The sequence below is a fragment of the Streptococcus mitis genome (assembly GCF_047460035.1).
Classification (GTDB): Bacteria; Bacillota; Bacilli; order Lactobacillales; family Streptococcaceae; genus Streptococcus; species Streptococcus mitis_DW.
Map to the genome: position 1 here is coordinate 1 of NZ_JASHHB010000013.1, position 26097 is coordinate 26097.

Here is a 26097-nt window from a genome sequence, read left to right on the forward strand (position 1 = left end):
TGTCTTCATCATAAGCTTTTACAGTTACTTGGGTTGTAAGTATTCCCTCTTTTCCCTCGGCTCGATAGCCTTGTCCATATAAAACAAAAACAAGATTTTGATGATCATCTACAAAGGCATCAGCTCCGTTCTTTATATCCTGACTTTCAAGGAATTCCATAATGTTTTGAAGATAGGATTCGTAAAATAGTGGGTAATTGTGTTTTTTATGGTAATCATCTAAAAATGTCACCTCAAACTCACATGGATAATTGGGCATCAAAAATATTTGTTCATCCAGCTGTTTGATTTCTGCGTCATGTAATTCTGTTTCTAATTCATCACAATCTAGTATTGATTCTTTATTTAATGCTTTCATCTTTTTCCTCTATTTCTTTTAATTTCTTTGCGATTGCGGTAATCACAGGAACGGTTACACTATTACCAGCTTGTTTATAGAGCTGACTATTACTAGAGACTTTTCTAGCAGCTTCAAAAGCCCAATCAGGAAATCCCTGCAAGCGAAAACACTCTTTAGGAGTGATTCGTCGTATCCTCAGACGGTAAAATTGTCCATCTATCAAGACACCGGCTACTTGATAAACTTGCTTATCTTCTCCTTCATAGCTAGCCACTACTACTCCCATTTGACCACTAGTTGTTAACGTATTCGCTATACCTTTTCCAACTCTACCACGACGATACCGAGAACTTGGTCTTTCCAAATTGATTGAATCTCCTATTTCTGCTTGAGCATATCCTTTTTTCGTTGCTTCCCGTACTTTTAGAAATTGGATTGGTTCTGGAATTAGTATTTTGGGGATTTTATCTCCTCCTTGCATCGTAGTCAGTGTTGGAGATAAGCCCTCACTTCCATAGACGCGACCAGTTTCCTTAAAGCTAGTTGGTAAATCTCCAACAACGACAATACCATGACGAACTTGAGTATTTAAAGTAAACATTGGCTCTTGATTATCCTTGAAACGTCTACCATTTTGTCTCTTTTCTAATCTATCTGGTGTCATACAAGGAATCGCAACTTTAAATCCTTCTCCTTTTCCACGAACTAAGGTTGGCGAAAGACCTTCTGAATAATAGACTTTACCACTCATTCCACTTCTTGATGGATTCAAATTTCCTAGTACTTTCAAAGTCTCAGAGTTAGTTGCTTGACCTTCTCGTCTGAAAGGAAATAAGAGTCTGGTACCTCTCTTTCTAGAATGTCCGATAATAAACACCCTCTCTCTATTTTGGGGAACGCCAAAATCCTTACTGTTAAGCACCTGCCACTCAACATCAAACCCCAATTCATCAAGCGTGGTAAGGATTGTGGTGAACGTCCGTCCCTTATCGTGATTGAGTAGGCCTTTAACATTTTCAAGAAAAAGAAAACGTGGTTGGATTTGTTTGGCCGCCCGAGCAATTTCAAAAAATAAAGTGCCTCTAGTATCTTCAAATCCCAATCGTCTTCCTGCGATTGAAAATGCTTGACAAGGGAATCCCCCACAGATGACATCGACTTTCCCTCTAAGTTTTTTAAATTCGTCATCTGAAACATTTCGTATGTCATGAAATTCTATTTCTCCTTCCGTTTGAAAAATGGATTTATAAGATTCTCTAGCAAATTTATCAATCTCACAAAATCCAATACACTCGTGTCCAACACTTTCCATTCCTAGTCGAAAACCACCGATACCTGAAAATAAATCAATAAATCTCATTTCTTTATCCCCCCTTTCTGATCGACTATCAATGTCCAAAAAGTCACACCACTTGAAATTAAAATGAGCATAACTAATATCCACTCGATTGGCGACATTTTAACCACCTCCTTTTCTAACACGGTTATTCCAAACAGAATACAAGCCGTTAAACACAAATTCAGCCAAAACTTCCGCTCGTCTAACAAAGCGAACATTGTCAAGAGCATATTGATAGATTCTCTCAAAATCAGTCATAGCTATATCACTGGCTGTTTCAGAAAAACCCTCTCGTCTAAATTGATCTTGTACTAATCCCCAAATATAATCTCGATCGTATTTTGTGACCTTTTCTACTTTTCTTCTCAAGATAGGTTGAGTATTCCTCTCCTCCTCATCCTCAATAAATAATGAATCAGTCTCACTATATTTAGTCTCACTAACTTCAGTCTCACTAGGGGCTGAATATGAGACGGGGGCCGTATCATATTCAGCCTGCCCTAGTCTTTTTTTAACACCAGGCCTGTCAGAATTAACTACTGGGTTAGAAGATAATTCCCCTAAATAAATCTTATTAGCTAGTCTCCCTTTCTCACTTGAAGACTGTTGGACTTCATCAATTAAGTCATATTCTTTAAGAATTTTTTTGATGGACAGTAATTTTGACTTCGAACAACCTAACAGCCTCATCAGTTTAGAATTAGAAAATACTAAATATACTGCTCCTTCTTCATCTATCCAACCACGACTGAGAGATAATTCTAAACGATCTTTTAAAATAGAATAAGCCACCTTTACTTCTAGTTTCATATCCATATATTTCTCATCCTCAAAAAGAATTTTAGGTAATTTATAATACCGTTCTGAAGTTTGGTATTGATTTGCGGTAATTCGTTTCATAGCGCTCCTCCAAGTTCTTTGAGTATTAAATCTCCACTTGGTTCCAATCGAACCAAGCCACTTTTTTCTAATTCAGCCATAAGAGAGATGGCTTCAACAATATCTATTCCCATTTCACGTACTAAAAATGAAATGACAATATAGCGTGATGATTGTAATTCTTTTGTCATTTTTCCTCCAGAAAATAAAAAAACGGAAAGATTGTGAAATTCCTTTCCGTAACATAATAAATATTTGAACACCAAACTCAACACCAAAAAAATGTTTTTATTGATAATTATTGCTCAATTAAGCACTTATAACAATGTAAAAAATAAAAATCTGTACTCACAAAAACCCTTGAAATTCAAGGGTTTTAAGCATTTATTCTACTTCACAATGTTTTATTATTTTAATTCTTCTAGACCAACCGTTTGAATAGATACGTTGATGATTATCAACAGCAAATTGAAGAAGTACATTTCATCATCACTATAATCATTTTGGTCATCTGTAATTCCTGATTTTTTATCAGTTTTGACTTGATACTGTTCTATTATCCATTCAGTAGCAAAGCGTTCATTCATAACATATTCATACGCATTTTCAATAGTTTACATGCCCCCTGCCGGAATCGAACCAGCAACTACTCCTTAGGAGGGAGTTGTTATATCCATTGAACTAAGGGAGCTAGATAAAAACTCTGCTGAAAAAGCAGAGTTTTTTAGTCGAATTAACGACGGATTTCTTTGATACGAGCTGCTTTACCTTGAAGAGCACGCAAGTAGTACAATTTCGCACGACGTACTTTACCGTAACGAACAACTTCGATTTTTTCAACACGTGGAGTGTGGATTGGGAAGATACGCTCAACACCTACACCGTTAGAGATTTTACGAACTGTGTAGTTTTCAGAGATGCCAGCACCTTTACGTGCAATAACAACACCTTCAAAAATCTGGATACGTTCACGGTTACCTTCGACAACTTTCGCGTGTACACGAACAGTGTCACCAGGACGGAATGATGGGATATCTGTACGAAGTTGACCTTCAGTCAAGCTTTGGATTAATGGATTCATTTTATTCTCCTATCTTTGTCAATCTTGAGGAAACTTCCTCAGCGGATAAACTGTATTTTTGTGCGTCCATTACACACAAGATACAGTTTACCAAATTTCCACCAAAAAGTAAAGAAATTTATAGCAGAATTCCTAAAAAAATCGCTACTAAACCACCTAGGTAGGTTAAGGATAGGTAGCTATAAAATACCTTCTTATCACTTAACAGTCTTTGAAGTTCATCATTCAAGGTAGAGAAGGTTGTTAAACCTCCGCAAAAGCCAGTTGCTAGAATAGCATAGACTTCCTTAGACTCCACATGGTTGTAGAGCAAGCCAATCAAAAAACAACCCAAAAGATTGGCTATGAGCGTTCCGAGGGGCAATTTAGATGCTTGATTATAGCGGGAAAAGAAATACCGTACGAGCGCTCCTAAGCCACAAGCAATTGCAAGATAGACGATTACCATTTTTTCCTCCCTAGAAAATAAGCCAAAAGTAGGCCTCCACCAATACTCAAAAGCAAATACAGGACTAAACTAAGATAACGCCCTGTATCCAGTAGTTTAACAGCATCAAGCATTAGACTAGAAAAGGTTGTTAAACCTCCGCAAAAACCTGTACCTAGTGCTAAAACCAAGCCCTTACTAGTTCCCTTATAGACCAGATAGCCCTTGACAAGATAAACCAAGCAGAAAATACCCAGATAGTTGACAAAGAGAGTGCCCAAGGGGAAATCTGGGCTGGCTGGTAACCAAGTGGAAACTAGGTAGCGGACAAGTCCGCCCAACATAGCAGCTAGAAAAATCCCTAGCGGATAAAATTGTTCTTTTTTCATTTGATATTTTGATCCTGATAATCACGCGAACGTTTGAGTATGTCCGAAAAAGTCGCAACAATAGTCTCCTGATATCGCTTGTCTCCTACACGATTTCTGACCTTTTCAAAAATAATTGCTTCTCTCTTGGTATCTAAAATCGGTTTCCCTGAAGCCTTCTTATAGGCAACTACACCCTCAACCAAATGCATTCGTTCTTCTAGAAGTTTAACAATTTGATCGTCGATTTGGTCAATTTCTTGACGAATAATATCTAAATCCATACAGCCTCCTCCTTTATTTGAATTATTGTATCAAAAAGCTATCAAATAGGCTAGTAAAATCCCAACTCATGATAAGAAAAATGCACTGATTGATCACATCAGCGCACGTTTATGCTTATCCTACTTTAGCAGCCAATTCTTCTGCGAATTGTTCCAAGCGCTCAATATCTTCTTCCTCGGCAGAAAGATCAACTTTAACACACTCTGAACCTTTTTCTGCTCCTGTTGACACAAAGACACGGTCAAAGTCATCAACAGCCTTACAGAATTCATCGTAGAAGGTATCTCCTGAGCCGACCACTCCATAGATTTTGCCATTCAAGTTGAGGTCTGCTAGGTCTTCATAGAAGTCCATCATCTCATCTGGCAATTCTCCATCACCATAAGTATAGGTCGCAACGATAGCGATGTCTGCTTCCAAGAAGTCTGAAGCGTCAACAGTTGTACATTCATCAACATCGACATCCAAGCCCAAGTCACGTAATTTGTCTGCTACAATATCTGCAATTTCTTCGGTATTACCGGTCATACTGGCAAATACAATTTTTGCTAATGCCATATCGTCCTCCTCAATTTATCTTTCTCCATTATATCACATCTTTTTCATTTTAAAAATAAAAATTCTTGTGCTACAATGAAATGAGAAAGAATTGAGGTTATTTATGGACATTTGCCATCAAATTTTAGAAAAAATCAAAGAATACGACACGATTATCATTCACCGTCATATGAAACCAGACCCAGATGCCTTGGGAAGTCAAGTGGGCTTGAAAGCTCTTCTCAAACATCATTTCCCAGAAAAAACTATCAAAGCAGTTGGTTTTGATGAACCAACTCTTACTTGGATGGCTGAAATGGATCTCGTTGAAGATCGTGCCTATCAAGGGGCACTTGTCATCGTCTGTGATACGGCTAATACTGCTCGTATCGATGATAAACGCTATAGTCAAGGTGATTTTCTCATTAAAATTGACCACCATCCAAATGATGATGTATATGGTGACCTATCTTGGGTGGATACTAGTTCAAGTAGCGCTAGTGAGATGATTACCCTATTTGCCCAAACAACTCAACTGGCCTTGTCAGATCGCGCTGCTGAATTACTCTTTGCAGGAATTGTTGGTGATACAGGTCGTTTCCTCTACCCTTCTACCACTGCACGCACCCTCCGCCTGGCTGCCTCTCTGAGAGAACAGAACTTTGACTTTGCGGCTCTCACTCGTAAAATGGACACTATGAGCTACAAAATTGCTAAACTTCAAGGTTATATCTACGACCATCTGGAAGTGGATGAAAATGGTGCAGCTCGTGTCTTCCTGAGTCAAGAAGTCTTGAAACAATTTAATGTGACCGATGCGGAAACTGCAGCTATTGTGGGGGCACCTGGACGCATTGACAGTGTTAGTCTCTGGGGAATTTTTGTCGAACAGGCTGATGGCCACTACCGCGTTCGCTTACGCAGTAAAATCCATCCTATCAATGAAATTGCCAAGGAACATGATGGCGGAGGCCACCCTCTAGCAAGTGGTGCTAATTCCTATAGCCTAGAAGAAAACGAAATCATCTACCAAAAGTTAAAAAACTTGCTTAAAAACTGATAAAATACTTGCCAAACTTTTCAGAATCTGATAGACTAGTATGGTAACAATCTATGGCTCGCAAAGAGACCATGGCAGAAAGGAAATATTGCAAAATGAAAAAAGATATCCATCCAGAATATCGCCCAGTTGTCTTCATGGACACAACTACTGGTTACCAATTCCTTAGCGGTTCAACAAAACGCTCTAACGAAACTGTTGAGTTCGAAGGCGAAACTTACCCATTGATCCGTGTGGAAATTTCATCAGACTCACACCCATTCTACACTGGACGTCAAAAGTTCACTCAAGCAGATGGACGCGTGGATCGTTTCAACAAAAAATACGGTCTCAAATAATGATAAAAAGACAGCTTCGGCTGTTCTTTTTTGTTTCTTGAAATCAACTGCTGTTTTCATGTTCCAAACTCATACTCTTCGAAAATCAAATTCATTCGTAATCCAAATCGTTTACGTCGATTTCGATAAGTTGTTGAAAACATTTTAAACGTTTTTACTTAGGCCAAAATATTCTCAACCTTGATTCTCTCTTTAGATAGCACATGATTATAGGATTTATCTTCAAGAGTTAGTGGCTTAAGTTTTCTTGATTTCCTCGGAATTTGCGCTTGTGAATACATCTTCATGATCCCTTGATAACCACTGTCTGCCAAGATTTTACCAGCTTGTCCGATATTTCTGCGACTCATTTTGAACAACTTCATATCATGGCAATAGTTCACTGCAATATCCAAAGAAACAATTCTCCCTTGGCTTGTGACAATCGCCTGAGCCTTCATAGAATGACATTTCTTTTTACCAGAATAATTGGATAGTTGATTTTTTAGGACGATTGATTTTTACCTCTGTTGCATCCACAATCACCGTATCCTCAGCACTAAGATGAGTTCTTGAAATCGTAAAGCCACTTTGAATAAGAGTTTCTTCAACCCATTGACTCCGACGGATTAAGTTGCTTTCGTGAATGCCAAAATCAGCCGTAATTTGTTCATAAGTGCGGTATTCTCGCATGTATTGAAGAGTAGCCATGAGGAGGTCTTCTAGGCTTAACTTAGGGGTTCGTCCACCTTTTGCGTGTTTAAGTTGATAAACTGTTTTTAACACAGCTAACATCTCTTCAAAAGTAGTGCGCTGAACACCAACAAGGCGCTTAAATCGTGCATCACTTAATGGTTTACTTACTTCATAATTCATAGTTTTATTGTATCATATTTTGTTTCACAGGAAGTCTACTTTTATTTTCCACTGCCAAGCACAATTCTTAGATTCACTCAAAAAAGATTAGACTTTTAACCCCAAAATTGATAAAATAAAAAGGAAAATAATTGTAAAAGGAAACTATAAATCACCATGATGAACATGCAAAAATTGAACATACTGTTTTTAATTTTTGTAAACATCAAAAAGGTTGGTTTAAAAGGATTTTAAGCCCTTAAGATTTTTTATCCAACACTACTATTCACGCATCCAAGACAAAATCTTGGCAAAAAATACAGTAGCAAAGAGTACACCAAACTACCACTCATTATGGGCGGTAGTTTTCTTTTCGTCTAAAATAGAGATAAAAAGATAGGTGGTAGCCTTATGCGTTACGGTTATGTTCGAGTATCTACAAGAGAACAAAATATTGATAGGCAATTTTCAGCCTTAGTAGAAAACAAATTACCAAAAGAAAATATTTTTATTGATTATGTTTCAGGAAAGGATTTTGACAGAATCGAATATCAAAAATTATTAACTACCTTGAAGGAGAATGATGAATTAGTTATTAAATCAATTGATAGATTGGGAAGAAACTATGATGAAATTTTAGAACAATGGCAATCAATTACTAAGAAAAAGAAAGTAAATATAACTGTTTTAGATTTCCCCTTATTAAACACAAAGAACAGCGATGACAATATCACAGGAAAACTAATATCTGACATCGTTTTGCAAGTTCTATCTTATGTGGCACAGTTTGAAAGAGAACAAATCAAACAAAGACAAATGGAAGGAATACGAGAAGCAAAGAAAAAAGGGAAAAAATTCGGTAGACCAAAATTGCTTGCCCCGGATAATCTCCCTGATGTAATAGCTCAATATACGAAAAAAGAAATAACCTTACGAGAAGGTGCAGACATCTTAGGAGTATCAAAAAGCACCTTTCATAATTGGATAAAAAATTCATAGTTCCTGTCAAAAAACCTAGGATTTTTTGGACAGGAAATACACTTTATTTTAGAACCATTTTCGTTAGAAAAAAGGTTCTAAAATCCAGCATTTTGACCGATTATTATTACACTACCATTCTATCAAGTTTGTCCAAAAAAGTCTAGGTTTTAGGACAGAGACCATTTATTTAATAATTTTTGTTTTAGGAGTTCTTTGATAATGAAAAAATAATTTTATTAACTACTTATCTTCATGCACAATAATTTAATTTTTACAAATACAAATAGTAACTAACGGAGAATTTTATATGAATCGCAAAATAGTTTTAATTTCACTACTTCTTTCAGGATGCATTCTGACTGCATGTACTCATACTAAGTCTCAAAGTAATCAAGAAGAAAAACAAATAGAACAAGTATCTTCAAAAAGCAAAAGTACTGAATTTGCTGAATACTTATCAAAAAATGAAACCATTATCTATGATTTAGAAAATTCTAAATCAACCTCAAAAGAAACTAGAATCCAATTTTTATTAGTTGCAAAAAATGACACAATTACAGCATATGATTTACGTGGAAGTAAAAATAGTAAATATTTAACATTAGGCGACGTTAGTAAATTATCTGACAAGGAAGTTATTGAGAAAGCGAAAGAACTTCATAAGCAAAATATAAAAACTTATTATGACAACCTCGTCAATTATTATAAGGAAGATTTAGAACTTACACAAAAGGAACTAGATGAATATAAAGCAAAACTAGACAAATATCCTGAAGGGGCAGTTGGAATAGCAAATGGTTCAGCTGAGGAACATGAGCAACGAATTGAACGACATAAAAAAACTATACAGGCATTAGAAAATTCCAATGAACTTACAGAATTCTCCAAACCTAGTACTGGTTCATATTCTATAAACTTAAAAACAGATGGCAGCGGAAATCAGACTGCTTATGAATCTTTGAAATATACTGGAACAATATTTGATAAGAAAAATAAGAAAATTGATTTTTCAAATCCACTAAAAAATTACTTCCCTACAACTGAAGACAATGGTTTTGGTGTTTCTCTATTTTATGCTACGGATATCTACGATTCGACTTTCAATATTGGAGTAAACAAAGACCATGAAAATACAATTGCAATTCGAACCAATAAAAATACACTATACACGCTTGATAATCCTAAAACAAACTTAAAGAATATTACCGTTGATAAAAAATAATAAATTAGATATACTGCTCGTCTTTAAAAAATGCCCTAAACAAATAAAAAGACAAGTAATAATATTTTAAAACAAGCATTAGGAGGGTGAATTTAGTATGGGGATAATTAAAAAATATAGTCCTGAAATTTCATTATTTTTATCAGTTTGTATTGCATTATTCATACCTTTTATATCTTCTAAAACATCTTTACCTCTTGGTATCATTAACAATGATATTCCTTCGAACATGGTGCAACAAATCATAGTTATGATTAAAGCAGAATACGTTTTTGCATATTTTGCATTTATCATCTCTATATTAGTTTTAAGATTCTTTCCACTAAAATTAGATATTAGACCATTTATTTTAGCCGGATTAATCTTTGTAGTCAGACAATTTTTGACAGGAATGCAAAATGAAACAAGTATTGGATTACATATAGAAAGTAAGGCTGGTCCAGCTTATTACTTATTAGTTTTAGGAATTTTGAGCTATGTGATAACTAGCATTAAAAATTCCAAAAATAAACTCTTTTATATATTACCCATTGTTCTACTCATTGAACCGACTTTTGATTTAATTACTTCATCAATTAGCCTAGGAATTTACTCATTAGCTGAATTATTAAAACTAATAATCCCCCCTCTTATTATTATTATTTATATTATATCTGCGGGGTCGAGAGCTGAGGAAATAGAGGCAGATTTAATAACCAAAGAACATGGAAAAGAGAAGCACTATAAAAGAATAAAATAAACATATGTGAATGTATAAACAACGCTCTATATCAGATTTTCAATTTCTCAACCACAATTATATTGTTATATTTTTTCCCAACTATTATAACTCTTGAAAAATATGGAGAAAAATATGAATTTTACAAATTATTTATATCGTATGATAGGCTTACGTCTAAAAAACAAAATCAAAGTTTCATATACCACACAAGCTCAATTCACACGGAAAGTCAAAGACAAATATCAAACTGAAGGTTCAGATCTTCCAATAAACGAACCAACATTATCAAACATTTTAAAAGGTAAACCTGTAAACAGTAAATTTCTTATGTCTCAAGAAAAAATTGATATTTTTGCAAAAATGTTCAATGTAACACATGAGGAAGTTATATTTGAATCAGAAAATGAAATTTTAAATTTTTTAAAATTTTCCCTTTTATTGATTTTATTCAATAACTCTGATTCCAATCCCTTTATAGATACTTCTACTGATGATATTTTCTTTGGAAATGCGACCTATAAAAATATTTTTAAAGATTCGTTCATAAAGGAAGAAATTCTTATAAATGTTTCAAACAAGCTACTTATCAATATCATTTCATCATCAAAAACAGATACAGATTTGGATACTTATATAGGTGCTTTTAACTATCATTGTGATGATTATATGGAATTCTTTATTGATTTCAAAAGGCTAATCTTCAATCATACACTACATACAAATTTTTTATTTGAATATATTTTGAATAGTGAAGAGAATTATCAAGTATTTATTAGTTCCTTCAATAATTTTATAGATATAAATTCAGATAAACTTCTTGAATTCTATAAAGAAAAAATCAAAAAAGAGATTCTTAAAGAGTCAAAAGGTAACAATGATAGTATATTCGCTAGACTAAATAATAATTTTTTTATTGAAGTATTTTCATCTGAACAATTTTTAAATTTATTAGATAGAAGCTTAAATATTGATAATTTCATATTATTTATAAGTAAAGCTAAACAAACCGTAAATGAATTTGATACATCTTCATCTATCTGTATGTACTATGATAAGGACAAATTAGACAAAGATGTAGAATACCTAAAGAAATTTTATAATGATAACCAAAATAAAAAAATTAAAAGTCTAACCGAATTAAATCTAAATATACTAGATTTCATAGATTTAACAAATTTTTTGGAAAATCAGCTTATTTAGAAAGATAATCACACACATTAACATATAAGTATCAATTCGTGGCAGTCGCATAAGCGACTGCTTTTATGTTCCTCTCATTATAGTTTTGAAACGATAATTATAGTTTCAAGACTAGTAATGAATTCTATCCTATTGTGATTTAAAATAAGACTATAAGCGCTTATTAAAAAATAAAGAAAGGAATCAGCAAATCCTAGGTATGCTGATTATAAAAAAATAATTATGTTTAAAATGAAAGCTAAAACTGGCTATTCTAACCAACTATTTCAAGAAATTTTCGATAACGAAAAAACTGCAATTGTATTATCCCCTGAAGCGAATATTCGCATGAAATACGTTGATAATAGCCCAACAAACGAAATTGACTCATATCGTTATTGGTTCGTTATTAAAGGACAACAGCCTTTTGAGGTTAAATTCTCATCCCAACAAACTATCGAACAATTTGACGAGATTGAATTTCAAGGTGCAGAGGCCTGCAATGTCAGAGGTAACATCTATTTCCGAGCGAACTCTGTAACCGTATTAAACAAAGGAGGTAAGTAATCAATGGTATTTCCATTTATGCAATCAGAAAATAAACGGGAGTTTGTAGTAAACGCCGACTATCTTGTCCAGTCTGTGGAGCTAGGGTTGAGGAACAGCTCTATCTCTTCAACTACAAATTCCTTCCAATTCATATATGGTGACAATTATCTAGACTTTGTCCCAAGGTTTCCTTGTGCGTACATTTTGGATAACAATCTATACCAACAGATTTTTCAAATTTTATCTACAAGTGCCTACCCTATGTTGACATTTCTTAAACAGCCATCGGCCTATATTGTCAAACGTGATGGTGATGGTGTAAGCATTAACACTAGTCGTGCTTTTAGGTTTCCATTCTTTAGGGGAATACCTGAAAGATTGACGTATCAAAAGCTATCTGATGTCAGCGTTCAAAACGAAAGTTTTGAACTCATGAAAAATTATCGAATTGATTTCAATCGCATCGTTCATTGCTTGATTGCTGGTTCTTCTGGTTCTGGAAAGAGCTACGCTTTGACCTATCTAATCTCTGTTATTAATCAATTTGCTCATGTAACAGTCGTGGACCCCAAGTGCGATTCTATCTCTCGCTACTGCTTAAAACAGAACATACCTGTTCTTTATCAAGAGAAAGACTTCTCATCTGATGAATTTGTTTCCAAGGTAAACAGCTTGCTAAAAGTGGAACTAGATACTATCTATCAAAGACAATCGGAGCTTCTTGAAAATCCTTCTAAAAAATTTCAACATCGTTGTCTGGTGATTGATGAATTGCTTGCTTTAACCTCTTTGACTTCTAAAAATGTTAAAGATACCTTTTTTGCACTATTATCCAATATTGCACTACTTGGACGAGCAACATCTGTTCACCTAATCCTAGTGAGCCAGCGGATGGACACAAACGCTTTACCGATTGCCGTTAGAGAGCAATGTAATTTCTTGATACAACTTGGTTTAATCAACAGAAAAACGACAACGTTTTTATTCCCAGACTTAGATTCAGAGACAGGAATTGTCATTCCTAACGGAAAAGGAACTGGTATTGTTCAAGTCATTGATGGTATAACACCACCTAATGTCATGCCGTTGCTCATACCAACTTTTAAAGGAGAAAATTTATGAAAAATTTTTATAAAAAAATAATAAGACAAACCACTGTAATTACCGATAAACTCTACTACTTACTGCCTTTAGAATTATTTTTAGGCTTTCTATGGGGGTTATTTCTAGCAGGTATATGGTTTATTAACCAAGTTAGTACTATTATCTCTTGGAACGCTTGGGGACAAATTCGGAATAATTTTCAAATAGGGCAATCTTTGCTATTTCAAACAATCACTATCGTCACGATTATCTATCTTTTAGCTCATACCATTCTTTGCATCGTGTGGATAAAAGAAGATAAGTTTTTCAACTTTTTCCGAACAGTAAATCGATTAAGGATAGTACGAAAACAAATGCTAAAGAGAGGCAGTGAAATCGATTGTGAGGTTGTAAAAGAGTACAAAACTATTGTTCAATCTATCAGATGTACTATAACTCATGAATATATTCTAGTTATTATACCATGGGCAGAAAACTCAGATATTGATACAATTTTACAAAAAAAATTACCTTTTTTGTACGACTATCTTACAAGAGTCTATCGTGAAATATATACATTCTCTCCCAAAGATAGTACTTCACTTAATCATATAATACAAGGGACGAGAAAGCATAATTGATTTGTATACTAGCGGAGCTTGCCGTAAGGCAAGAGCTCCGAGCTGGTTTTATGTTCCAATTTGGTCAGGACAGAACTATACTACTTCTGGGCTTGTTATTGAAGTAGTATAATGTTGTTCCATTGTTCCAAAAATAAAGGAGTTTTAAATGGTAAAAGCACGCAATGTTATGTTTGTTCAACAAATAGACTATTTCAAAACATCAAATATTCAATCTATAATTAAAGAACTAACAGATGTTCTAAAACCAATTCGCTTCGCAGGAATTTTACATGATAAAGACATAGGAAGTGACGGAACTGCTGTAGCTCCTCATATCCATCTTATCCTTCAATTTGAAAGCGCTAGAAGTCTAAATAATCTAGCTAAACTAACTAGTCAACCAATACAATGTTTTGAACAGTGGCGTGGTTCTATAAATAATGCTTACTCTTATTTAGTTCATCATACTTCGTCAGACCAAGATAAGTATCAATATTCTCCCAAAGAAGTTATTGCGAATTTTGACTATTTACTCCTATTAGACACTATCGAAAGAAATGTAACCAAACGATATGAAATAAATGACACTATGATTATAGATAATCTACTGGATCTACTTTATACTGGTAATATTACAAAATCAGAAATTGAACAACGACTTACTGGTTCACAATATGCCAAAGCAAGGCAAAAAATAGAAACCGTCTATTTAAAACGACTAGAAACACAAGCCGAACTATGGCGACAAGAAATGATTGACAAGAATGAAATTGTTACGATTATTTGGCTTTTTGGAAAAGCGGGAACAGGGAAGACTCGTCTAGCACGTCAATACGCAGAACAGTATGACCTTAACTATTTTATTACGGGCTCAATCCGTGACCCTTTTCAACAATACAATTTAGAACACGTGATTATCTTAGACGAATTACGCCCCCATCAATTTGACTACTCAGACTTACTCAAAATGTTTGACCCTTACAATGTTAAAGCGATGGCAAGTAGTCGTTATTTTGACAAACCTCTTTTAGCTAACGTATACATCATTACAAGCCCATACTCCCCATATAATTTTTTCTTAGAATTAACAAAGAAGAAACAAACAAGCCACATTGATTCTTGGGGACAATTAATGAGAAGACTAACACTAGTCATAGAAATCTCAAAAGAATATCTACAGTTCTATAAGTATTCTCCATTAGACCAGATGTTTTATATAGACCATGGCAATAAATTACCAAACCCCTTTAAAAATCAGACTGATAGAGAAGAAACTATTCAAGACAAATCGTACCAGTTATTTTTAGAATTGAATAAGAAAAAGGAAAGGAATGAATAAATGCAAGAAATTCAAACAGTTACCTACATAGATATCGCAAATCAAGGATATCCAGAAGGCACAGCTAGACGTGTTATACGAGAGGGTAAAAAATTACTTGTCGAAAGAGGTTTTCAACTTTATAAAAACAAAAGGATTGGAAGAATACCAAAAACTATTGCCGAAGAAATTCTTGGATTCAAAATCATCTCAAAAAATGATATAATAGATACTGTACTCTTCGCTACTGACATAGAAAGAGGAAAATAATATGTCAGTTATTAAAGGATACAAGGGAAAATGGAAAGTAGATATTACCGATGGCATAGACCCATTGACTGGTGAAATCAAACGGCATAGAAAGTCAGGATTTACCACTCGTAAAGAAGCTGTTCAATATGAAGCAGATTATCGATTAAACAAACTTCACCAAGTTCATATTAAAGATAAAATATCTGTTTCTCACCTTTACTCTTTAGTTCAACAAGAAGATGAACTCCGTGGGAATAAACGTGGTACCATTGATACACAGATATCCTATTATAACCAATATGTCTCTAAGTTTTTTGAGCATGCAGATATGTCTGCCATTACTATCCATGAAGTAAAAAAATTTAGAGATTGGTTGGTCAAACAACCAAGTGTCAAAGGAGGAACACTATCAAGCACGACCGTTAATCAGCTAATGATTTTTCTACATAAAATGTTTGATGTTGCTGTCGCTAATCGTCTTAGACAAGATAATCCATGCAATGGACTAAGAAAACTGCCTGATAAACACAAGGAGATGTCTTATTTCACTCCTGAAGAATTCAAGCTATTTGATTCTCTGTTCACAGAAGATGAATATATGTTTCAGCTATTTTATCGAGTGCTGATGTTTACAGGCGTTCGTGTTGGCGAAGCATTGGCCTTAACTTGGAAACAGATTAATTTATCAGAGGGTTATATCGATATTAAGTATTCTGCTTACTTTCGTAATAACAAGGTCCATATCGGAACGGTAAAAACTACTCAATCCAATCGTCGAATTTATATTCATAAAGCATTCGTTCAAGAACTAACGGAATGGAAAGAAAAACAAGCTCAACTATTAGTAGAGTTTACGGACAATACAGAAGACTTACAAATCTTTCAAGACAGTCCTTTACAACTAACTGCTCCAATGGTTTCTAATCAAAAGATTAAATTGAAAAAAAGAATGCCTGCATCATTAAAAATGATTCGTAATCACGATTTCCGACACTCACATGCAGCATTTCTAATTTCAAAAGGACTCAGAAATGGTGAAGGAAAAGATTATATATTTTTTACACTTATGAAACGACTTGGACACAGTAGTATTAATACAACAATCAACATCTACTCTCACCTATTCCCAACTCAACAAAAAGAAGTCGCCAATGCTTTTGACAACTTTTAGGGCAAAAAATGGCAAAAAAATTTATTAAAAAGGCTCAAAGCCTTGAAATGAAAGGAATCTTAAAAATCTTATGATGAACATGCAAAACATGATGCGTCAAGCACAAAAACTTCAAAAACAAATGGAACAAAGCCAAGCTGAACTTGCTGCTATGCAATTTGTTGGCAAATCTGCTCAAGACCTTGTTCAAGCGACCTTAACTGGTGACAAAAAAGTTGTCAGCATTGACTTCAATCCAGCTGTCGTTGACCCTGAAGATCTTGAAACTCTTTCTGATATGACTGTTCAAGCCATCAACTCTGCTCTTGAACAAATCGATGAAACTACCAAGAAAAAATTGGGTGCTTTCGCTGGAAAATTGCCATTCTAAGCATAAGAAAAACAAGCATTCAATAGAATACTTGCCTATCATGGGAGGAACAACTGTTCCTCTTTTTGATTACTAAAAATTAAAGAATTCCATGGCCTGTTTGAAAAGCAATTCAGTATACTCTGGGTTTTCTTGGGCAATGGTAAGCTGATCTTGAATCATTTCCAAGTCATCTGTTATCATGCCATCTGCACCCAAATGAACTGATTTATCAAAGGACTCTGAACTATTGATGGTCCACACGTACAATTTCTGATCCGTATTCCAAAGCTTGTTGACAAAATTTTCATCTAAAGTTGAATACTCCATGGTGTAGCCTGTGGCTTTCGTTCTTGGGAAAATACTATTATAAGGTAGGATGAAATAGACTGGAATTTGAGTATCGTAGGCTAAAACCTGGTCAATCACATGGTAGTCCAAGGATTGCATTTGGTGACCATTCTGCTTAAGAACAGTTCCATATTTTTCCATAAAGCGTTTCATCATATCTGGGCTATCTTTTCGACTGGTTTTAATCTCAATAAGAAGTTTTTGATGCAATTCATTGGCTTTATTGAGATAGTCATCAAAACTGGACACCTTGCTATGATAACCATTTTCTGAAATATCAAGTTTGGTTAATTCTTTCAAAGTTAGATCCTGTGGATTGGCATTAACTCCTGTCAAATTCTTGATATTGGCATCATGCATCATGACAAACTGGCCATCTTTTGTTTCCTGAATATCTGTCTCAACGAAATCTGGAGATAACTGAGCGGTTTTTTCTAGTGATTGGACTGTATTTTGCACACCATTCTTATTGGATACTCCCCTGTGAGAGATAATCAAAGGTTTATTGGCAACTGGAGCTTCTAAATAAACATAACCCTCGAGAGCGAAAAAGATAGCGGCACAGCCCATCACTCCCCATCTCATCCAGTGGTCTTTCTTTCTCCTTGGTGTGATTTCTAGTTCTTCTCCCGTTAAGAAGGAAACAAACTTAATAAGGAAATAAGTCAAGGCCATATAGTGGAAATTCTTAATCAAGACAAAGTTGATAATTCCCAGCACAAGAGATTCCTTATGGGTCAAACCATCCATCAGCACCTGACTTGCTAATATTGGAATCAATAAAAGAATGAAAAATAGGTAGGTTTTGACGACAATCCAAAGCAAGTTCCAAGTATAAAACCAGGAGTGCTTTCTTGTCTTCTCTAGACTGTATCTGACTGCTTCTTTGACTGTTTTTTTCTCAAATAAAAGCTGAGGTAGAGCAAACATGAAACGCACTGAAATGTAAAATAGAAGTAAAGCCAGAATAGTAACCACTATACCTACTAGCCAATACTTGTCTTCTACATAATCAACGATAAAGTCCGGTATGACAATTTTATTTAGGTAGTAAATCTTTAAAATCTTTCGAATCAATGGAAAGAGCATCATGACATAAAAGAAGATAAAGGCTATCTTTGCAAGCGTGACTTGCTTCATAAACAAAAAACTTTGGCGAAAGACCTTGCGACTGTACTCCAGCAAGGTCCTTTTTTCATGGCATAATAAATGCCGGGCTCCGATAAAGAGAAGTCCTATCTGGTAATAGGCGATCAGTAAATTAACGATTACCAGAATAAATAAAGCAAGACTAACAAAGGGAGAACCCTTTATAATGGCAAAAATATTGTTGTAAGATAGAAAGAGATAACCTGTCTGACGGAGTAAAAGTCCAGCAATCCAAGAATTGGACGGTAACCAGACAAACTCAATCATCATAAAAGTCAAGAAAAAGAGAAAGAGTATTTTATCTAGATTAAAGTATATCTGCTTAAAACCTAGATTTTTAGGTTTTTCAGGTTTCATAGGCACTCCTAGTCAAATAATTGAGACAAGTCCAAGCCTCCAAAAGGATTGTTTGATAGACTACTTTCTGTCCCTAACAATTCTCTAGCTTGGTCTGACTCTAGAAAGGACTCGTAAACACGCGCTGTCATACGAGCATCCTCTAAGCTATTATGAGACTGACCTTGAAATTCAAGAAACGAGGCAACGGTTTGCAATTTGAGATTGGCAATACCGTGTAAATCCGAACTCCGACGTTCAAAAGCTTCATCATACAGATCCACCTTGTACTGTCGGCTGTAGTCTAAACCATGGTCTGCTAGAATAGGCAAATCACTTTTAGCAGCATTGTAGCCTACCATTGGTACAGAACCCACAAACTCTTGAAATTCTGCTATAACTTTCTCTACTGGAGGGGCATCTTTTAAGGTCTCAGCTGTAATCCCCGTCAATCCATTGATAAAACTTTTTAGAGGCACACTGGTATGAACATAGGAATCATAGGCATCAATTTCCTGACCATCTCTAAAACGCACTGCCGATACTTGAATCAGGTGTGTTTGTCCTTCGTGCTGATTAAATTCTAAATCAAAAGCAATGTAATCTTCTAATCGTTCCATTTTCTACCTCTCCTCTACTGTTATTTAACTTGATCAACTATACTATTAGAAACAAAAGAAGCCATCAGGTTAGCATGTAACCTAAACAGCTCCTTGATTATCCTCCAAATAAACGAGCAAAAAAGCCTTTCTTAGTGGATTGAACTTCTTCTTTTGCTTGGTCCAGCTCTAGCTTAAGATTTTCTTGATCCTTCATGGCTTGAAGGGTCAACTGTTGCTGCTGATCCAGTTGTTTGTCTTTCTCAGCAATCTGACGATCTTTGATGCGCATCTGCTCATCTTTTTCTGATAACTGACGATCCTTGGCTTTTAATTGTTCATAGAGACGAAGAATTTCTGCATTCTTCTCATCAACCAGAATCTCCATCAGTTCACGTTGCTTGACATCTTCACTGACAGGCTCATCTTCAAAAATCGTTTTTTTATAGATTTCTTCTAGCTTAATCAAGCCACTTCTGGTAACGACTGTTACCCCTTTGTCATTTTTATCTGTGTCTTCTTCTGGTAATTCTTTGACACGGTTATTGATTGCTTGGCGAGATAATCCTAAGACCTCTGCAATCTCACTGACGGTCATTTCAATACTCATAATATCCTCTGAAACGTTTTCTAGCTTTTCTTTACTTAAATCTTATCATAAGCTAGAAAAACTGTCAAATTTTCGCTTAATCTAAGGCCTTCAAAAAGGCTAACAAGACTTGGGCAGAGCGACGTCCAGCTTCGATAATAAACTCATCAAAAGAGATGTTTGCTTCATGGTTGGCATTATCACTCATAGCTCGGATGACTAAGACTGGAAGATTAAGGGCATGCGCTGCCTGAGCAATAGCCGCCCCCTCCATCTCAACAGCCAAAACATCTGGAAAATGGGACTTAATCGCTTCTATCTTATCATTTCCTGCGACAAAACTATCTCCTGTAGCAATCAATCCAAGATGCCAGTTCTGGTCCAATTGAGATAGACTCTCTTGAATTTTAGCAACAAAGGTTTTATCTGATTCAAAATAAAGCGGTTGTTGTGCCATTTGTCCATAAGCATAGCCAAATGCTGTGACATCCACATCATGATAGGCTAATTTGTCAGCAATCACAACATCCCCAACAGCAATACCTTCTGCTACTGCCCCAGCTGATCCCGTATTAATCACAGCATCCACTTGAAAATGATCAGCTAAAATAGCTACACTCATAGCAGACATCACCTTACCAATTCCACTTTCTACAAGAACGACTTCATGAGAAGCAATGGTTCCTGTGTGATAGGTATTGCCTAAAACAATTTGCTCCTGGGCATTGTCCAAATGCTGGACCAGATACGCCAGTTCTTCTGGCATAGCCGCAATAATTCCTATTTTCATTTCAATTCCTTTTCTATTACAAAAGTTTCATTGCTAAGACAAGCAAAATTAAGAGAAAGATGACTGCAAATAAAATCTTATTCAACTTAGAATTGAAGACATTTCTCTTGGTATTTTCAATGCGACGGCTTTTATGAATAGACGGTTCGACCTGAATCTTCAAGGTTTCCTGGCTAAAACCATGATCCTTAGGATTGGCATAACCAAAATGGGAAGAAGAGGTTGGTAAAATTTTTGTCTCCTCATCATCTAGCAAAGGGGGACCTGAAATCTTTTCGCCTCTATTAGCTCTTTCAATCATTTCATCCGTTAATAAAGGTTTACCCATACTGACCTCCTCTATCTTTTCTGCAATTCCCAGTATTGAACAGCCATAATCGTCTTGGCATCACAGATATGACCTGATTGGATTAATTCCTTGGCTTCTTCTAAGCTCACTTCAAGAACTTCTAAGGTTTCATCCTCATCCTGCGGACGCGGATTTTCCACTTTAGTCAAATCGCTTGCTCGGTATAGTTTTAACTTTTCATTACAAAAGCCAATGGCCGAGTAAAAATCGTACAAGAGTTCTAATTTCCCTGTATAGGCTGTTTCTTCCTCTAATTCACGAAGTGCTGCTGCGACAGGGTCTGTGTTTTCTCCTACTTCCAATTTTCCGGCTGGAATTTCATAAGAGGCTGCTTCAATGGCTTTGCGGTACTGCTTGACCAAGATAAGTTTTTGCTCATCCGTTACAGCTAAAACACAGACAGCTCCATTGTGGAAAATCAAATCCCGTTGGGCAGTTCCCTTTCCTTCTGGTAATTCAACCTGATCTTGGACCAGTTTAAATATTGGTCCTTGATAGATCTCTTTTCGGCTTAGCGTTTTTTCTTCAAATTCCATGATAGGCTCCTACTGATTCTTAGGATGATGAGGAAGGCGTGTTGCATATTCGTCTTTATTAACCTGACGACCGCGACCAATAGCAATAGCATCCGATGGGACGTCTTTAGTAATAGTTGAACCAGCACCAACGAGGGAATTGTCACCTAACTCAACTGGCGCAATAATGGTTGAATTTGAACCAACAAAGACATTGTTACCGATGACTGTCTTGTATTTGTTTTTGCCATCATAGTTGACTGTAATTGTTCCTGCACCAAAATTAACCTTGCTACCCACTTCACAGTTTCCGATATAAGTCAAATGACCAGCCTTAGTATTCTCGCCGATAGAAGAACCTTTAACCTCAACAAAGTTTCCAATATGGACTTGGGCACCCAGACTTGAACCTGGACGAATGTGGGCATACGGACCGACTGTCACTCCATCAGCAACACTACTTTCCTCAATCATAGAATTGGTAATGACAGCTCCTGCTCCGATAGTGCTGTCAACTACATAAGTACCATTTGTCAAAACAGTCTCAGCACCAATTTTCGTTTGCCCCTTCAAGGTAACATTGGCTTCGATTTGAACTTCCGGAGCAATCTCAACATCAATATCGATATAAGTTGCTTCTGGGTTGACAAAGCTAACACCATTGACCATGTGCTGATGATTGATGCGACGACGCATAACCGACTCAGCAGTCGCAAGAGCCACGCGGTCATTTACCCCAAGACTTTCATCAAAATCTTTCAAAGTATAAGCGCCAACTTTTTCACCAGCTTCACGGAAAATGCCAATGACATCTGTAATATAGTATTCGCCTTGAGCGTTATTGGTATTGATATTTTTCAAAGCCTCAAACAAACGCTCGTTATCAAAGACGTAAGTTCCAGTGTTGATTTCCTTGATTTGCTTTTCAAAATCTGTAGCATCCTTCTGCTCAACAATGCGAAGAACCTCAGCATTGTCATTACGCACAATTCGTCCATAGCCAAAAGGATTATCCGTTTCAGCAGTCAAGATAGTCGCCACATTTTTATGATTGATGTGGAAATCAATCAAGTTTTTCAAGCTTTCACCAGTGATTAAAGGAGTATCTCCTGCAATGACCAGGGTGTGACCTGACAAACCTTCTAAGATAGGCTCTGTCATCATAACCGCATGACCGGTACCCAACTGTTCAGATTGAGTCACAAATTCTGTCTGTCCAGCCAAGACCTGCTCAACCAATTCCGCCTTGTGTCCTACAACTGTTACTGTCTTTTCAGGCTGGATAGCTCCCACACTACGGAAAACATGTTCCAACATAGAAATACCCGCAACCTTGTGCAAAACTTTTGGCAAATCAGATTTCATGCGAGTCCCTTTACCCGCTGCTAAAATAATGGCATAATTTGACATAATCTTCTCTTTTCTCTAGAAATTCCCTTTTATTATACCATATTTCAAATCATTCCGCGCTCTTGAAAGAAAAAATGCTCTAAAGTCCTTTCTTAACCCATTTTTTGAGTATTTTTTTTGATTTTTTCCCATTTTTAAGGTAAAATTATGAGATATGAGAAAGAAAATTAATCCGCTTATTTTATTTGGTTTTTTTGGGATTTTGATTTTCATTTTAATCCTGAATCGCCCTCGTTTTGAGGACCATCCTGTAAAAACAAAGTCAAATATCGCGCAAGTAGAAACGCAAGCGCTACACAATATAGATAAACCGGTAATTGATGTTTCTGGTTGGCAACGTCCTGAGGAAATAAATTACGATACTCTGTCCCAAAACATTTCTGGAGCTATCGTTCGTGTACATAGTGGCGCTCAGTCTTTAAAAGAAAACGATGCTTCCTTTGTTAATGGCGTAGATAAGGCCTTTAAAACCCATATTACCGAGTTTCAAAAACGAAATGTCCCAGTTGGTGTCTATGCCTTTGTAGCTGGAAAAAGTGTCCAAGAAATGGAAAAGGCTGCTGAAGTTTTTTATAACGCTTCATCGCCATACAGCCCTAGTTACTATTGGCTAGATGTGGAAGACAAAACCATGTCCAATATGAACGAAGGTGTTGAAGCCTTTCGAGCAAAACTAGAATCACTTGGTGCTAAAAATATCGGCATCTACGTTGGGGTCTACTTCATGGAAGAACACAGTATTGATACAGACAAGTTTACGTCTGTTTGGATTCCTTCCTATGGTTCTGACTCAGGATTTTACGAGGCAACTCCAAAAACTGATTTAGATTACGACATCCACCAGTACACATCTAAAGGAAAAATTGCTGGCTTTGACCACGATTTGGATATAAACGTCATCTCTTCCTTCAAAAACAAAGAAGAAACCTTTAGAAAACTCTTTTTAAAACCTTAAAAGCATTTGTTTATCATTTGCTTTTTCTTTTTGTGTTTGATTGTGATACAATATAGTAAGGATTTTTTGAAATAGAAATAGTTGGAGGAACAATATGCTCTCATGGTTAGCACGTGTTATTAAAGGGATTGTCATTGCTCTTGGATTTATCTTACCGGGAATTTCCGGAGGGGTTCTAGCAGCAATCTTAGGAATTTATGAACGAATGATTGGCTTTCTGGCCCATCCCTTTAAGGACTTTAAAGAAAATGTTTTGTACTTTATTCCAGTTGCCTTCGGTATGCTTCTGGGAATCGGCTTATTTTCTTACCCGATTGAATACCTGCTTGAAAATTATCAGGTCTTTGTCTTATGGAGCTTTGCAGGTGCCATTATCGGTACTGTTCCTAGCCTCCTCAAAGAATCAACTAGAGAATCTGATCGAGACAAGATTGATCTAGCTTGGTTCTGGGCAACCTTTATCATTTCTGGATTAGGACTCTATGCCTTAAATTTTGTTGTTGGAACCCTAAGTGCTAGCTTTCTTAATTTTGTCCTAGCTGGTGCACTGCTGGCTCTTGGCATATTAGTTCCTGGCCTTAGTCCATCAAATCTACTTTTGATTTTGGGCCTCTATGCTCCTATGCTAACAGGTTTTAAAACCTTTGACCTCTTGGGAACCTTCTTCCCGATTGGAATCGGAGCAGGCGCAACTCTCATCATTTTTTCAAAATTGATGGATTATGCCTTAAATAACTACCACTCACGCGTCTATCATTTCATCATCGGTATCGTCCTTTCTAGTACCCTTTTGATCTTGATTCCAAATGCAGGAAACGCTGAAAGCATCCAATACACAGGCCTTTCTCTTGTTGGTTATGTCATCATCGCCTTCTTCTTTGCCTTGGGAATCTGGCTTGGTATTTGGATGAGCCAATTGGAGGATAAGTATAAATAATGGCAAAAAAAGTTAAAATCAAAAAAACATTGGTGGAACAAATCCTGTCTAAAGCAGGTATCTCACATCAAGGGATTCAAATCAATGCCCTGGAAGGAGAACTGCCTCAAGCTTATGAACGAGATCAGATTTTCAAAACCTTAGCTCTTTTAGGAGATAAGACCGGACCGATTATCGGAATTGTTCCCATCACTCAACACTTGTCTGAAAAGAAACTAGCCAAAATTTCTGGCAATAAAAAAGTGAGCATGATTCCACAAAAGGACTTGGAAAAAACAACAGGTTATATTCATGGAGCCAATAATCCCGTCGGAATTCGTCAGAAACACAATTATCCCATTTTTATCGATAAGATCGCTCTAGACTTGGATCAAATGATTGTCTCTGCAGGCGAAGTTGGTCACAGCATTATCGTCGCACCACAAGACTTGGCTAGCTTTGTAAAAGCTGACTTTGCAGATATCTTGGAGGGCAGCCAAGAATGAAACTCTACTTTGTCCGCCACGGCCGTACCATCTGGAATCAGGAAGGTCGCTTTCAAGGTGCTAGTGGAGATTCTCCCCTTCTTCCTGAATCCATTGACACCCTAAAACGACTTGGCCAGTATCTCAAGGAAATTCCTTTTAATCAGATTTATTCAAGTGATTTACCTCGAGCGGTCAAATCTGCTGATATTATCCAAAGTCAACTCAAGACACCCTGTCCTTTAGAAAGTGTCCCTAATCTCCGTGAATGGCAGCTGGGGAAGTTGGAAGGTTTGAAAATTGCAACCTTGGAATCTATTTACCCGCAACAAATCAAAGCTTTCCGATCTAATCTTGCTCAATTTGACACTCAAATGTTTGGAGCCGAATCCCTCTATAGCACAACACAACGAACTATCCAATTTATCAAATCATTAAAAGATAGTCCAGCTGAGCGTATTCTAATTGTCGGTCACGGTGCCAATCTTACTGCCAGTCTTCGTACTCTTCTAGGTTATAAAGAACCACTTCTTCGTAAAGATGGCGGTCTAGCAAATGCCAGCCTGACCATTCTAGAAACCCATGATTTTGAAACATTTACTCTCGATACTTGGAATGATACTTCCTATCAATAACAGAACTTGATTTTAGCGTCAAGTTCTTTTTAGTTTTGAAAGATTATCCGTGAATTTCTTGCTTATTTATGATAAAATGGGA

The 26097-nt window shown here is 36.2% G+C and carries 33 protein-coding genes, 1 tRNA gene and 2 pseudogenes; 17 read left to right on the forward strand and 19 right to left on the reverse strand.

From position 1 onward, the window contains the following. From QM956_RS09840 to QM956_RS09890, 11 genes and pseudogenes are all read right to left on the reverse strand, one after another. Positions 1-358, reverse strand: a 358-nt coding sequence (locus QM956_RS09840) for a hypothetical protein (RefSeq protein WP_414302480.1), incomplete at its 3' end; no start/stop codon positions are given. Then, positions 342-1700, reverse strand: coding sequence for a DNA (cytosine-5-)-methyltransferase (gene dcm, locus QM956_RS09845; RefSeq protein WP_414302481.1), 1359 nt, complete (start codon positions 1698-1700; stop codon positions 342-344). The genes QM956_RS09840 and dcm, both read right to left, overlap by 17 nt. 99 nt (positions 1701-1799) lie before the next feature. After that, positions 1800-2579, reverse strand: coding sequence for a replication initiator protein A (locus tag QM956_RS09850; RefSeq protein ID WP_414302482.1), 780 nt, complete (start codon positions 2577-2579; stop codon positions 1800-1802). Further along, positions 2576-2749 carry a hypothetical protein gene (locus QM956_RS09855; RefSeq protein ID WP_261056535.1) on the reverse strand — a complete coding sequence of 58 codons (174 nt, stop codon included), beginning with the start codon at positions 2747-2749 and terminating at the stop codon, positions 2576-2578. Before QM956_RS09855 ends, QM956_RS09850 begins: the two co-directional genes overlap by 4 nt. Positions 2750-2965: 216 nt before the next feature. Continuing rightward, positions 2966-3166 (reverse strand): annotated as a pseudogene (locus tag QM956_RS09860) (type ISP restriction/modification enzyme); the annotation flags it as partial. Positions 3167-3177: 11 nt separating this feature from the next. Continuing rightward, positions 3178-3249, reverse strand: a tRNA-Arg gene (locus QM956_RS09865). Between the two features lie 42 nt (positions 3250-3291). Next, the gene (gene rplS / locus QM956_RS09870; protein ID WP_001068669.1) at positions 3292-3639 is read right to left on the reverse strand and encodes a 50S ribosomal protein L19; all 348 of its coding nucleotides are present in this window, start codon (positions 3637-3639) and stop codon (positions 3292-3294) included. A gap of 118 nt (positions 3640-3757) precedes the next feature. Further along, positions 3758-4087, reverse strand: coding sequence for a fluoride efflux transporter CrcB (gene crcB, locus QM956_RS09875; RefSeq protein WP_261052630.1), 330 nt, complete (start codon positions 4085-4087; stop codon positions 3758-3760). Further along, positions 4081-4455, reverse strand: coding sequence for a fluoride efflux transporter CrcB (gene crcB / locus QM956_RS09880; RefSeq protein ID WP_261052629.1), 375 nt, complete (start codon positions 4453-4455; stop codon positions 4081-4083). The genes crcB (QM956_RS09875) and crcB (QM956_RS09880) overlap by 7 nt, the downstream gene beginning before the upstream one ends. Next, entirely contained in the window at positions 4452-4718 is a 267-nt protein-coding gene (locus tag QM956_RS09885) for a chorismate mutase (protein WP_261052627.1), read from the reverse strand. Before QM956_RS09885 ends, crcB (QM956_RS09880) begins: the two co-directional genes overlap by 4 nt. 115 nt (positions 4719-4833) lie before the next feature. After that, positions 4834-5277, reverse strand: a complete 444-nt coding sequence (locus tag QM956_RS09890; protein WP_001162128.1) for a flavodoxin — start codon at positions 5275-5277, stop codon at positions 4834-4836. Positions 5278-5380: 103 nt separating this feature from the next. On the opposite strand from QM956_RS09890, the gene QM956_RS09895 reads away from it, so the two are divergent. Next, complete coding sequence (locus QM956_RS09895; RefSeq protein ID WP_394865803.1) at positions 5381-6316, forward strand: DHH family phosphoesterase; 936 nt, start codon at positions 5381-5383, stop codon at positions 6314-6316. 95 nt (positions 6317-6411) lie between these two features. After that, entirely contained in the window at positions 6412-6654 is a 243-nt protein-coding gene (locus QM956_RS09900; protein ID WP_000710764.1) for a type B 50S ribosomal protein L31, read from the forward strand. Between the two features lie 56 nt (positions 6655-6710). Here QM956_RS09900 and QM956_RS09905 read toward each other — a convergent pair. Then, positions 6711-7509: pseudogene (locus QM956_RS09905) on the reverse strand (IS5 family transposase). A 390-nt stretch (positions 7510-7899) separates the two neighbouring features. Between QM956_RS09905 and QM956_RS09910 the strand changes: the two are divergent. The 11 genes from QM956_RS09910 to QM956_RS09960 all read left to right on the forward strand — a co-directional run bounded on the left by QM956_RS09910 (position 7900) and on the right by QM956_RS09960 (position 16957). Beyond that, a complete protein-coding gene (locus QM956_RS09910; protein ID WP_247953148.1) occupies positions 7900-8487 on the forward strand; it encodes a recombinase family protein in 588 nt (195 codons plus the stop codon). A gap of 289 nt (positions 8488-8776) precedes the next feature. After that, positions 8777-9691, forward strand: coding sequence for a hypothetical protein (locus QM956_RS09915; RefSeq protein ID WP_084929593.1), 915 nt, complete (start codon positions 8777-8779; stop codon positions 9689-9691). Positions 9692-9788: 97 nt separating this feature from the next. Then, positions 9789-10430: a hypothetical protein gene (locus QM956_RS09920; protein ID WP_084929594.1), complete on the forward strand. Its 642-nt coding sequence runs from the start codon at positions 9789-9791 to the stop codon at positions 10428-10430. A 114-nt stretch (positions 10431-10544) separates the two neighbouring features. Next, positions 10545-11612 carry a hypothetical protein gene (locus QM956_RS09925; RefSeq protein WP_414302483.1) on the forward strand — a complete coding sequence of 356 codons (1068 nt, stop codon included), beginning with the start codon at positions 10545-10547 and terminating at the stop codon, positions 11610-11612. Between the two features lie 222 nt (positions 11613-11834). Continuing rightward, positions 11835-12158, forward strand: coding sequence for a hypothetical protein (locus QM956_RS09930; RefSeq protein WP_411865538.1), 324 nt, complete (start codon positions 11835-11837; stop codon positions 12156-12158). 3 nt (positions 12159-12161) lie between these two features. Next, a complete protein-coding gene (locus tag QM956_RS09935; protein ID WP_411865537.1) occupies positions 12162-13262 on the forward strand; it encodes a cell division protein FtsK in 1101 nt (366 codons plus the stop codon). Beyond that, on the forward strand, positions 13259-13864 hold the full coding sequence (locus QM956_RS09940; protein WP_414302484.1) for a hypothetical protein: 606 nt from the start codon (positions 13259-13261) through the stop codon (positions 13862-13864). Before QM956_RS09935 ends, QM956_RS09940 begins: the two co-directional genes overlap by 4 nt. 148 nt (positions 13865-14012) lie before the next feature. Next, positions 14013-15185, forward strand: coding sequence for a Rep family protein (locus tag QM956_RS09945; RefSeq protein WP_411865535.1), 1173 nt, complete (start codon positions 14013-14015; stop codon positions 15183-15185). Next, the gene (locus QM956_RS09950) at positions 15186-15434 is read left to right on the forward strand and encodes a DUF3173 family protein (RefSeq protein WP_001156231.1); all 249 of its coding nucleotides are present in this window, start codon (positions 15186-15188) and stop codon (positions 15432-15434) included. Between the two features lies 1 nt (position 15435). Then, positions 15436-16587 (forward strand): site-specific integrase, encoded by a 1152-nt coding sequence (locus QM956_RS09955; RefSeq protein WP_411865534.1) that lies wholly within the window; start codon positions 15436-15438, stop codon positions 16585-16587. Positions 16588-16657: 70 nt separating this feature from the next. Further along, positions 16658-16957 carry a YbaB/EbfC family nucleoid-associated protein gene (locus QM956_RS09960; RefSeq protein ID WP_000981526.1) on the forward strand — a complete coding sequence of 100 codons (300 nt, stop codon included), beginning with the start codon at positions 16658-16660 and terminating at the stop codon, positions 16955-16957. 72 nt (positions 16958-17029) lie between these two features. Here QM956_RS09960 and QM956_RS09965 read toward each other — a convergent pair whose 3' ends face one another. The 7 genes from QM956_RS09965 to glmU all read right to left on the reverse strand — a co-directional run bounded on the left by QM956_RS09965 (position 17030) and on the right by glmU (position 23024). Then, a complete protein-coding gene (locus QM956_RS09965) occupies positions 17030-18793 on the reverse strand; it encodes a glycerophosphoryl diester phosphodiesterase membrane domain-containing protein (protein WP_414302485.1) in 1764 nt (587 codons plus the stop codon). A gap of 8 nt (positions 18794-18801) precedes the next feature. Next, positions 18802-19392: a 3'-5' exonuclease gene (locus tag QM956_RS09970; protein WP_414302486.1), complete on the reverse strand. Its 591-nt coding sequence runs from the start codon at positions 19390-19392 to the stop codon at positions 18802-18804. Positions 19393-19489: 97 nt separating this feature from the next. Continuing rightward, the gene (gene rocS / locus QM956_RS09975) at positions 19490-19981 is read right to left on the reverse strand and encodes a chromosome segregation protein RocS (protein WP_000021242.1); all 492 of its coding nucleotides are present in this window, start codon (positions 19979-19981) and stop codon (positions 19490-19492) included. 76 nt (positions 19982-20057) lie between these two features. Then, on the reverse strand, positions 20058-20750 hold the full coding sequence (locus tag QM956_RS09980; RefSeq protein WP_049544051.1) for a 5'-methylthioadenosine/adenosylhomocysteine nucleosidase: 693 nt from the start codon (positions 20748-20750) through the stop codon (positions 20058-20060). Between the two features lie 16 nt (positions 20751-20766). Continuing rightward, a complete protein-coding gene (macP, locus tag QM956_RS09985) occupies positions 20767-21078 on the reverse strand; it encodes a cell wall synthase accessory phosphoprotein MacP (RefSeq protein WP_049544049.1) in 312 nt (103 codons plus the stop codon). An 11-nt stretch (positions 21079-21089) separates the two neighbouring features. After that, the gene (locus QM956_RS09990) at positions 21090-21635 is read right to left on the reverse strand and encodes an NUDIX hydrolase (RefSeq protein WP_150922349.1); all 546 of its coding nucleotides are present in this window, start codon (positions 21633-21635) and stop codon (positions 21090-21092) included. 9 nt (positions 21636-21644) lie between these two features. Beyond that, positions 21645-23024 (reverse strand): bifunctional UDP-N-acetylglucosamine diphosphorylase/glucosamine-1-phosphate N-acetyltransferase GlmU, encoded by a 1380-nt coding sequence (gene glmU / locus QM956_RS09995; protein ID WP_414302487.1) that lies wholly within the window; start codon positions 23022-23024, stop codon positions 21645-21647. 154 nt (positions 23025-23178) lie between these two features. Here glmU and QM956_RS10000 point away from each other — a divergent pair, with 154 nt between their 5' ends. The 4 genes from QM956_RS10000 (at position 23179) to QM956_RS10015 (ending at position 26015) form a co-directional block, all read left to right on the forward strand. Next, complete coding sequence (locus QM956_RS10000; RefSeq protein WP_261056893.1) at positions 23179-23979, forward strand: glycoside hydrolase family 25 protein; 801 nt, start codon at positions 23179-23181, stop codon at positions 23977-23979. Positions 23980-24073: 94 nt separating this feature from the next. After that, a complete protein-coding gene (locus QM956_RS10005) occupies positions 24074-24916 on the forward strand; it encodes a DUF368 domain-containing protein (RefSeq protein WP_049544044.1) in 843 nt (280 codons plus the stop codon). After that, positions 24916-25401, forward strand: a complete 486-nt coding sequence (locus QM956_RS10010) for an aminoacyl-tRNA deacylase (protein ID WP_084930168.1) — start codon at positions 24916-24918, stop codon at positions 25399-25401. Before QM956_RS10005 ends, QM956_RS10010 begins: the two co-directional genes overlap by 1 nt. Then, positions 25398-26015 carry a histidine phosphatase family protein gene (locus tag QM956_RS10015; RefSeq protein ID WP_084930167.1) on the forward strand — a complete coding sequence of 206 codons (618 nt, stop codon included), beginning with the start codon at positions 25398-25400 and terminating at the stop codon, positions 26013-26015. Before QM956_RS10010 ends, QM956_RS10015 begins: the two co-directional genes overlap by 4 nt. Positions 26016-26097 lie beyond the last annotated feature (82 nt).

Bases quoted from the DNA above. Each gene is read 5' to 3' on its own strand.
- dcm (WP_414302481.1), bottom strand. From the start codon at position 1,700: ATGAGATTTATTGATTTATTTTCAGGTATCGGTGGTTTTCGACTAGGA.
- QM956_RS09850 (WP_414302482.1), bottom strand. From the start codon at position 2,579: ATGAAACGAATTACCGCAAATCAATACCAAACTTCAGAACGGTATTAT.
- QM956_RS09855 (WP_261056535.1), bottom strand. From the start codon at position 2,749: ATGACAAAAGAATTACAATCATCACGCTATATTGTCATTTCATTTTTA.
- rplS (WP_001068669.1), bottom strand. From the start codon at position 3,639: ATGAATCCATTAATCCAAAGCTTGACTGAAGGTCAACTTCGTACAGAT.
- crcB (WP_261052630.1), bottom strand. From the start codon at position 4,087: ATGGTAATCGTCTATCTTGCAATTGCTTGTGGCTTAGGAGCGCTCGTA.
- crcB (WP_261052629.1), bottom strand. From the start codon at position 4,455: ATGAAAAAAGAACAATTTTATCCGCTAGGGATTTTTCTAGCTGCTATG.
- QM956_RS09885 (WP_261052627.1), bottom strand. From the start codon at position 4,718: ATGGATTTAGATATTATTCGTCAAGAAATTGACCAAATCGACGATCAA.
- QM956_RS09890 (WP_001162128.1), bottom strand. From the start codon at position 5,277: ATGGCATTAGCAAAAATTGTATTTGCCAGTATGACCGGTAATACCGAA.
- QM956_RS09895 (WP_394865803.1), top strand. From the start codon at position 5,381: ATGGACATTTGCCATCAAATTTTAGAAAAAATCAAAGAATACGACACG.
- QM956_RS09900 (WP_000710764.1), top strand. From the start codon at position 6,412: ATGAAAAAAGATATCCATCCAGAATATCGCCCAGTTGTCTTCATGGAC.
- QM956_RS09910 (WP_247953148.1), top strand. From the start codon at position 7,900: ATGCGTTACGGTTATGTTCGAGTATCTACAAGAGAACAAAATATTGAT.
- QM956_RS09915 (WP_084929593.1), top strand. From the start codon at position 8,777: ATGAATCGCAAAATAGTTTTAATTTCACTACTTCTTTCAGGATGCATT.
- QM956_RS09920 (WP_084929594.1), top strand. From the start codon at position 9,789: ATGGGGATAATTAAAAAATATAGTCCTGAAATTTCATTATTTTTATCA.
- QM956_RS09925 (WP_414302483.1), top strand. From the start codon at position 10,545: ATGAATTTTACAAATTATTTATATCGTATGATAGGCTTACGTCTAAAA.
- QM956_RS09930 (WP_411865538.1), top strand. From the start codon at position 11,835: ATGTTTAAAATGAAAGCTAAAACTGGCTATTCTAACCAACTATTTCAA.
- QM956_RS09935 (WP_411865537.1), top strand. From the start codon at position 12,162: ATGGTATTTCCATTTATGCAATCAGAAAATAAACGGGAGTTTGTAGTA.
- QM956_RS09940 (WP_414302484.1), top strand. From the start codon at position 13,259: ATGAAAAATTTTTATAAAAAAATAATAAGACAAACCACTGTAATTACC.
- QM956_RS09945 (WP_411865535.1), top strand. From the start codon at position 14,013: ATGGTAAAAGCACGCAATGTTATGTTTGTTCAACAAATAGACTATTTC.
- QM956_RS09950 (WP_001156231.1), top strand. From the start codon at position 15,186: ATGCAAGAAATTCAAACAGTTACCTACATAGATATCGCAAATCAAGGA.
- QM956_RS09955 (WP_411865534.1), top strand. From the start codon at position 15,436: ATGTCAGTTATTAAAGGATACAAGGGAAAATGGAAAGTAGATATTACC.
- QM956_RS09960 (WP_000981526.1), top strand. From the start codon at position 16,658: ATGATGAACATGCAAAACATGATGCGTCAAGCACAAAAACTTCAAAAA.
- QM956_RS09965 (WP_414302485.1), bottom strand. From the start codon at position 18,793: ATGAAACCTGAAAAACCTAAAAATCTAGGTTTTAAGCAGATATACTTT.
- QM956_RS09970 (WP_414302486.1), bottom strand. From the start codon at position 19,392: ATGGAACGATTAGAAGATTACATTGCTTTTGATTTAGAATTTAATCAG.
- rocS (WP_000021242.1), bottom strand. From the start codon at position 19,981: ATGAGTATTGAAATGACCGTCAGTGAGATTGCAGAGGTCTTAGGATTA.
- QM956_RS09980 (WP_049544051.1), bottom strand. From the start codon at position 20,750: ATGAAAATAGGAATTATTGCGGCTATGCCAGAAGAACTGGCGTATCTG.
- macP (WP_049544049.1), bottom strand. From the start codon at position 21,078: ATGGGTAAACCTTTATTAACGGATGAAATGATTGAAAGAGCTAATAGA.
- QM956_RS09990 (WP_150922349.1), bottom strand. From the start codon at position 21,635: ATGGAATTTGAAGAAAAAACGCTAAGCCGAAAAGAGATCTATCAAGGA.
- glmU (WP_414302487.1), bottom strand. From the start codon at position 23,024: ATGTCAAATTATGCCATTATTTTAGCAGCGGGTAAAGGGACTCGCATG.
- QM956_RS10000 (WP_261056893.1), top strand. From the start codon at position 23,179: ATGAGAAAGAAAATTAATCCGCTTATTTTATTTGGTTTTTTTGGGATT.
- QM956_RS10005 (WP_049544044.1), top strand. From the start codon at position 24,074: ATGCTCTCATGGTTAGCACGTGTTATTAAAGGGATTGTCATTGCTCTT.
- QM956_RS10010 (WP_084930168.1), top strand. From the start codon at position 24,916: ATGGCAAAAAAAGTTAAAATCAAAAAAACATTGGTGGAACAAATCCTG.
- QM956_RS10015 (WP_084930167.1), top strand. From the start codon at position 25,398: ATGAAACTCTACTTTGTCCGCCACGGCCGTACCATCTGGAATCAGGAA.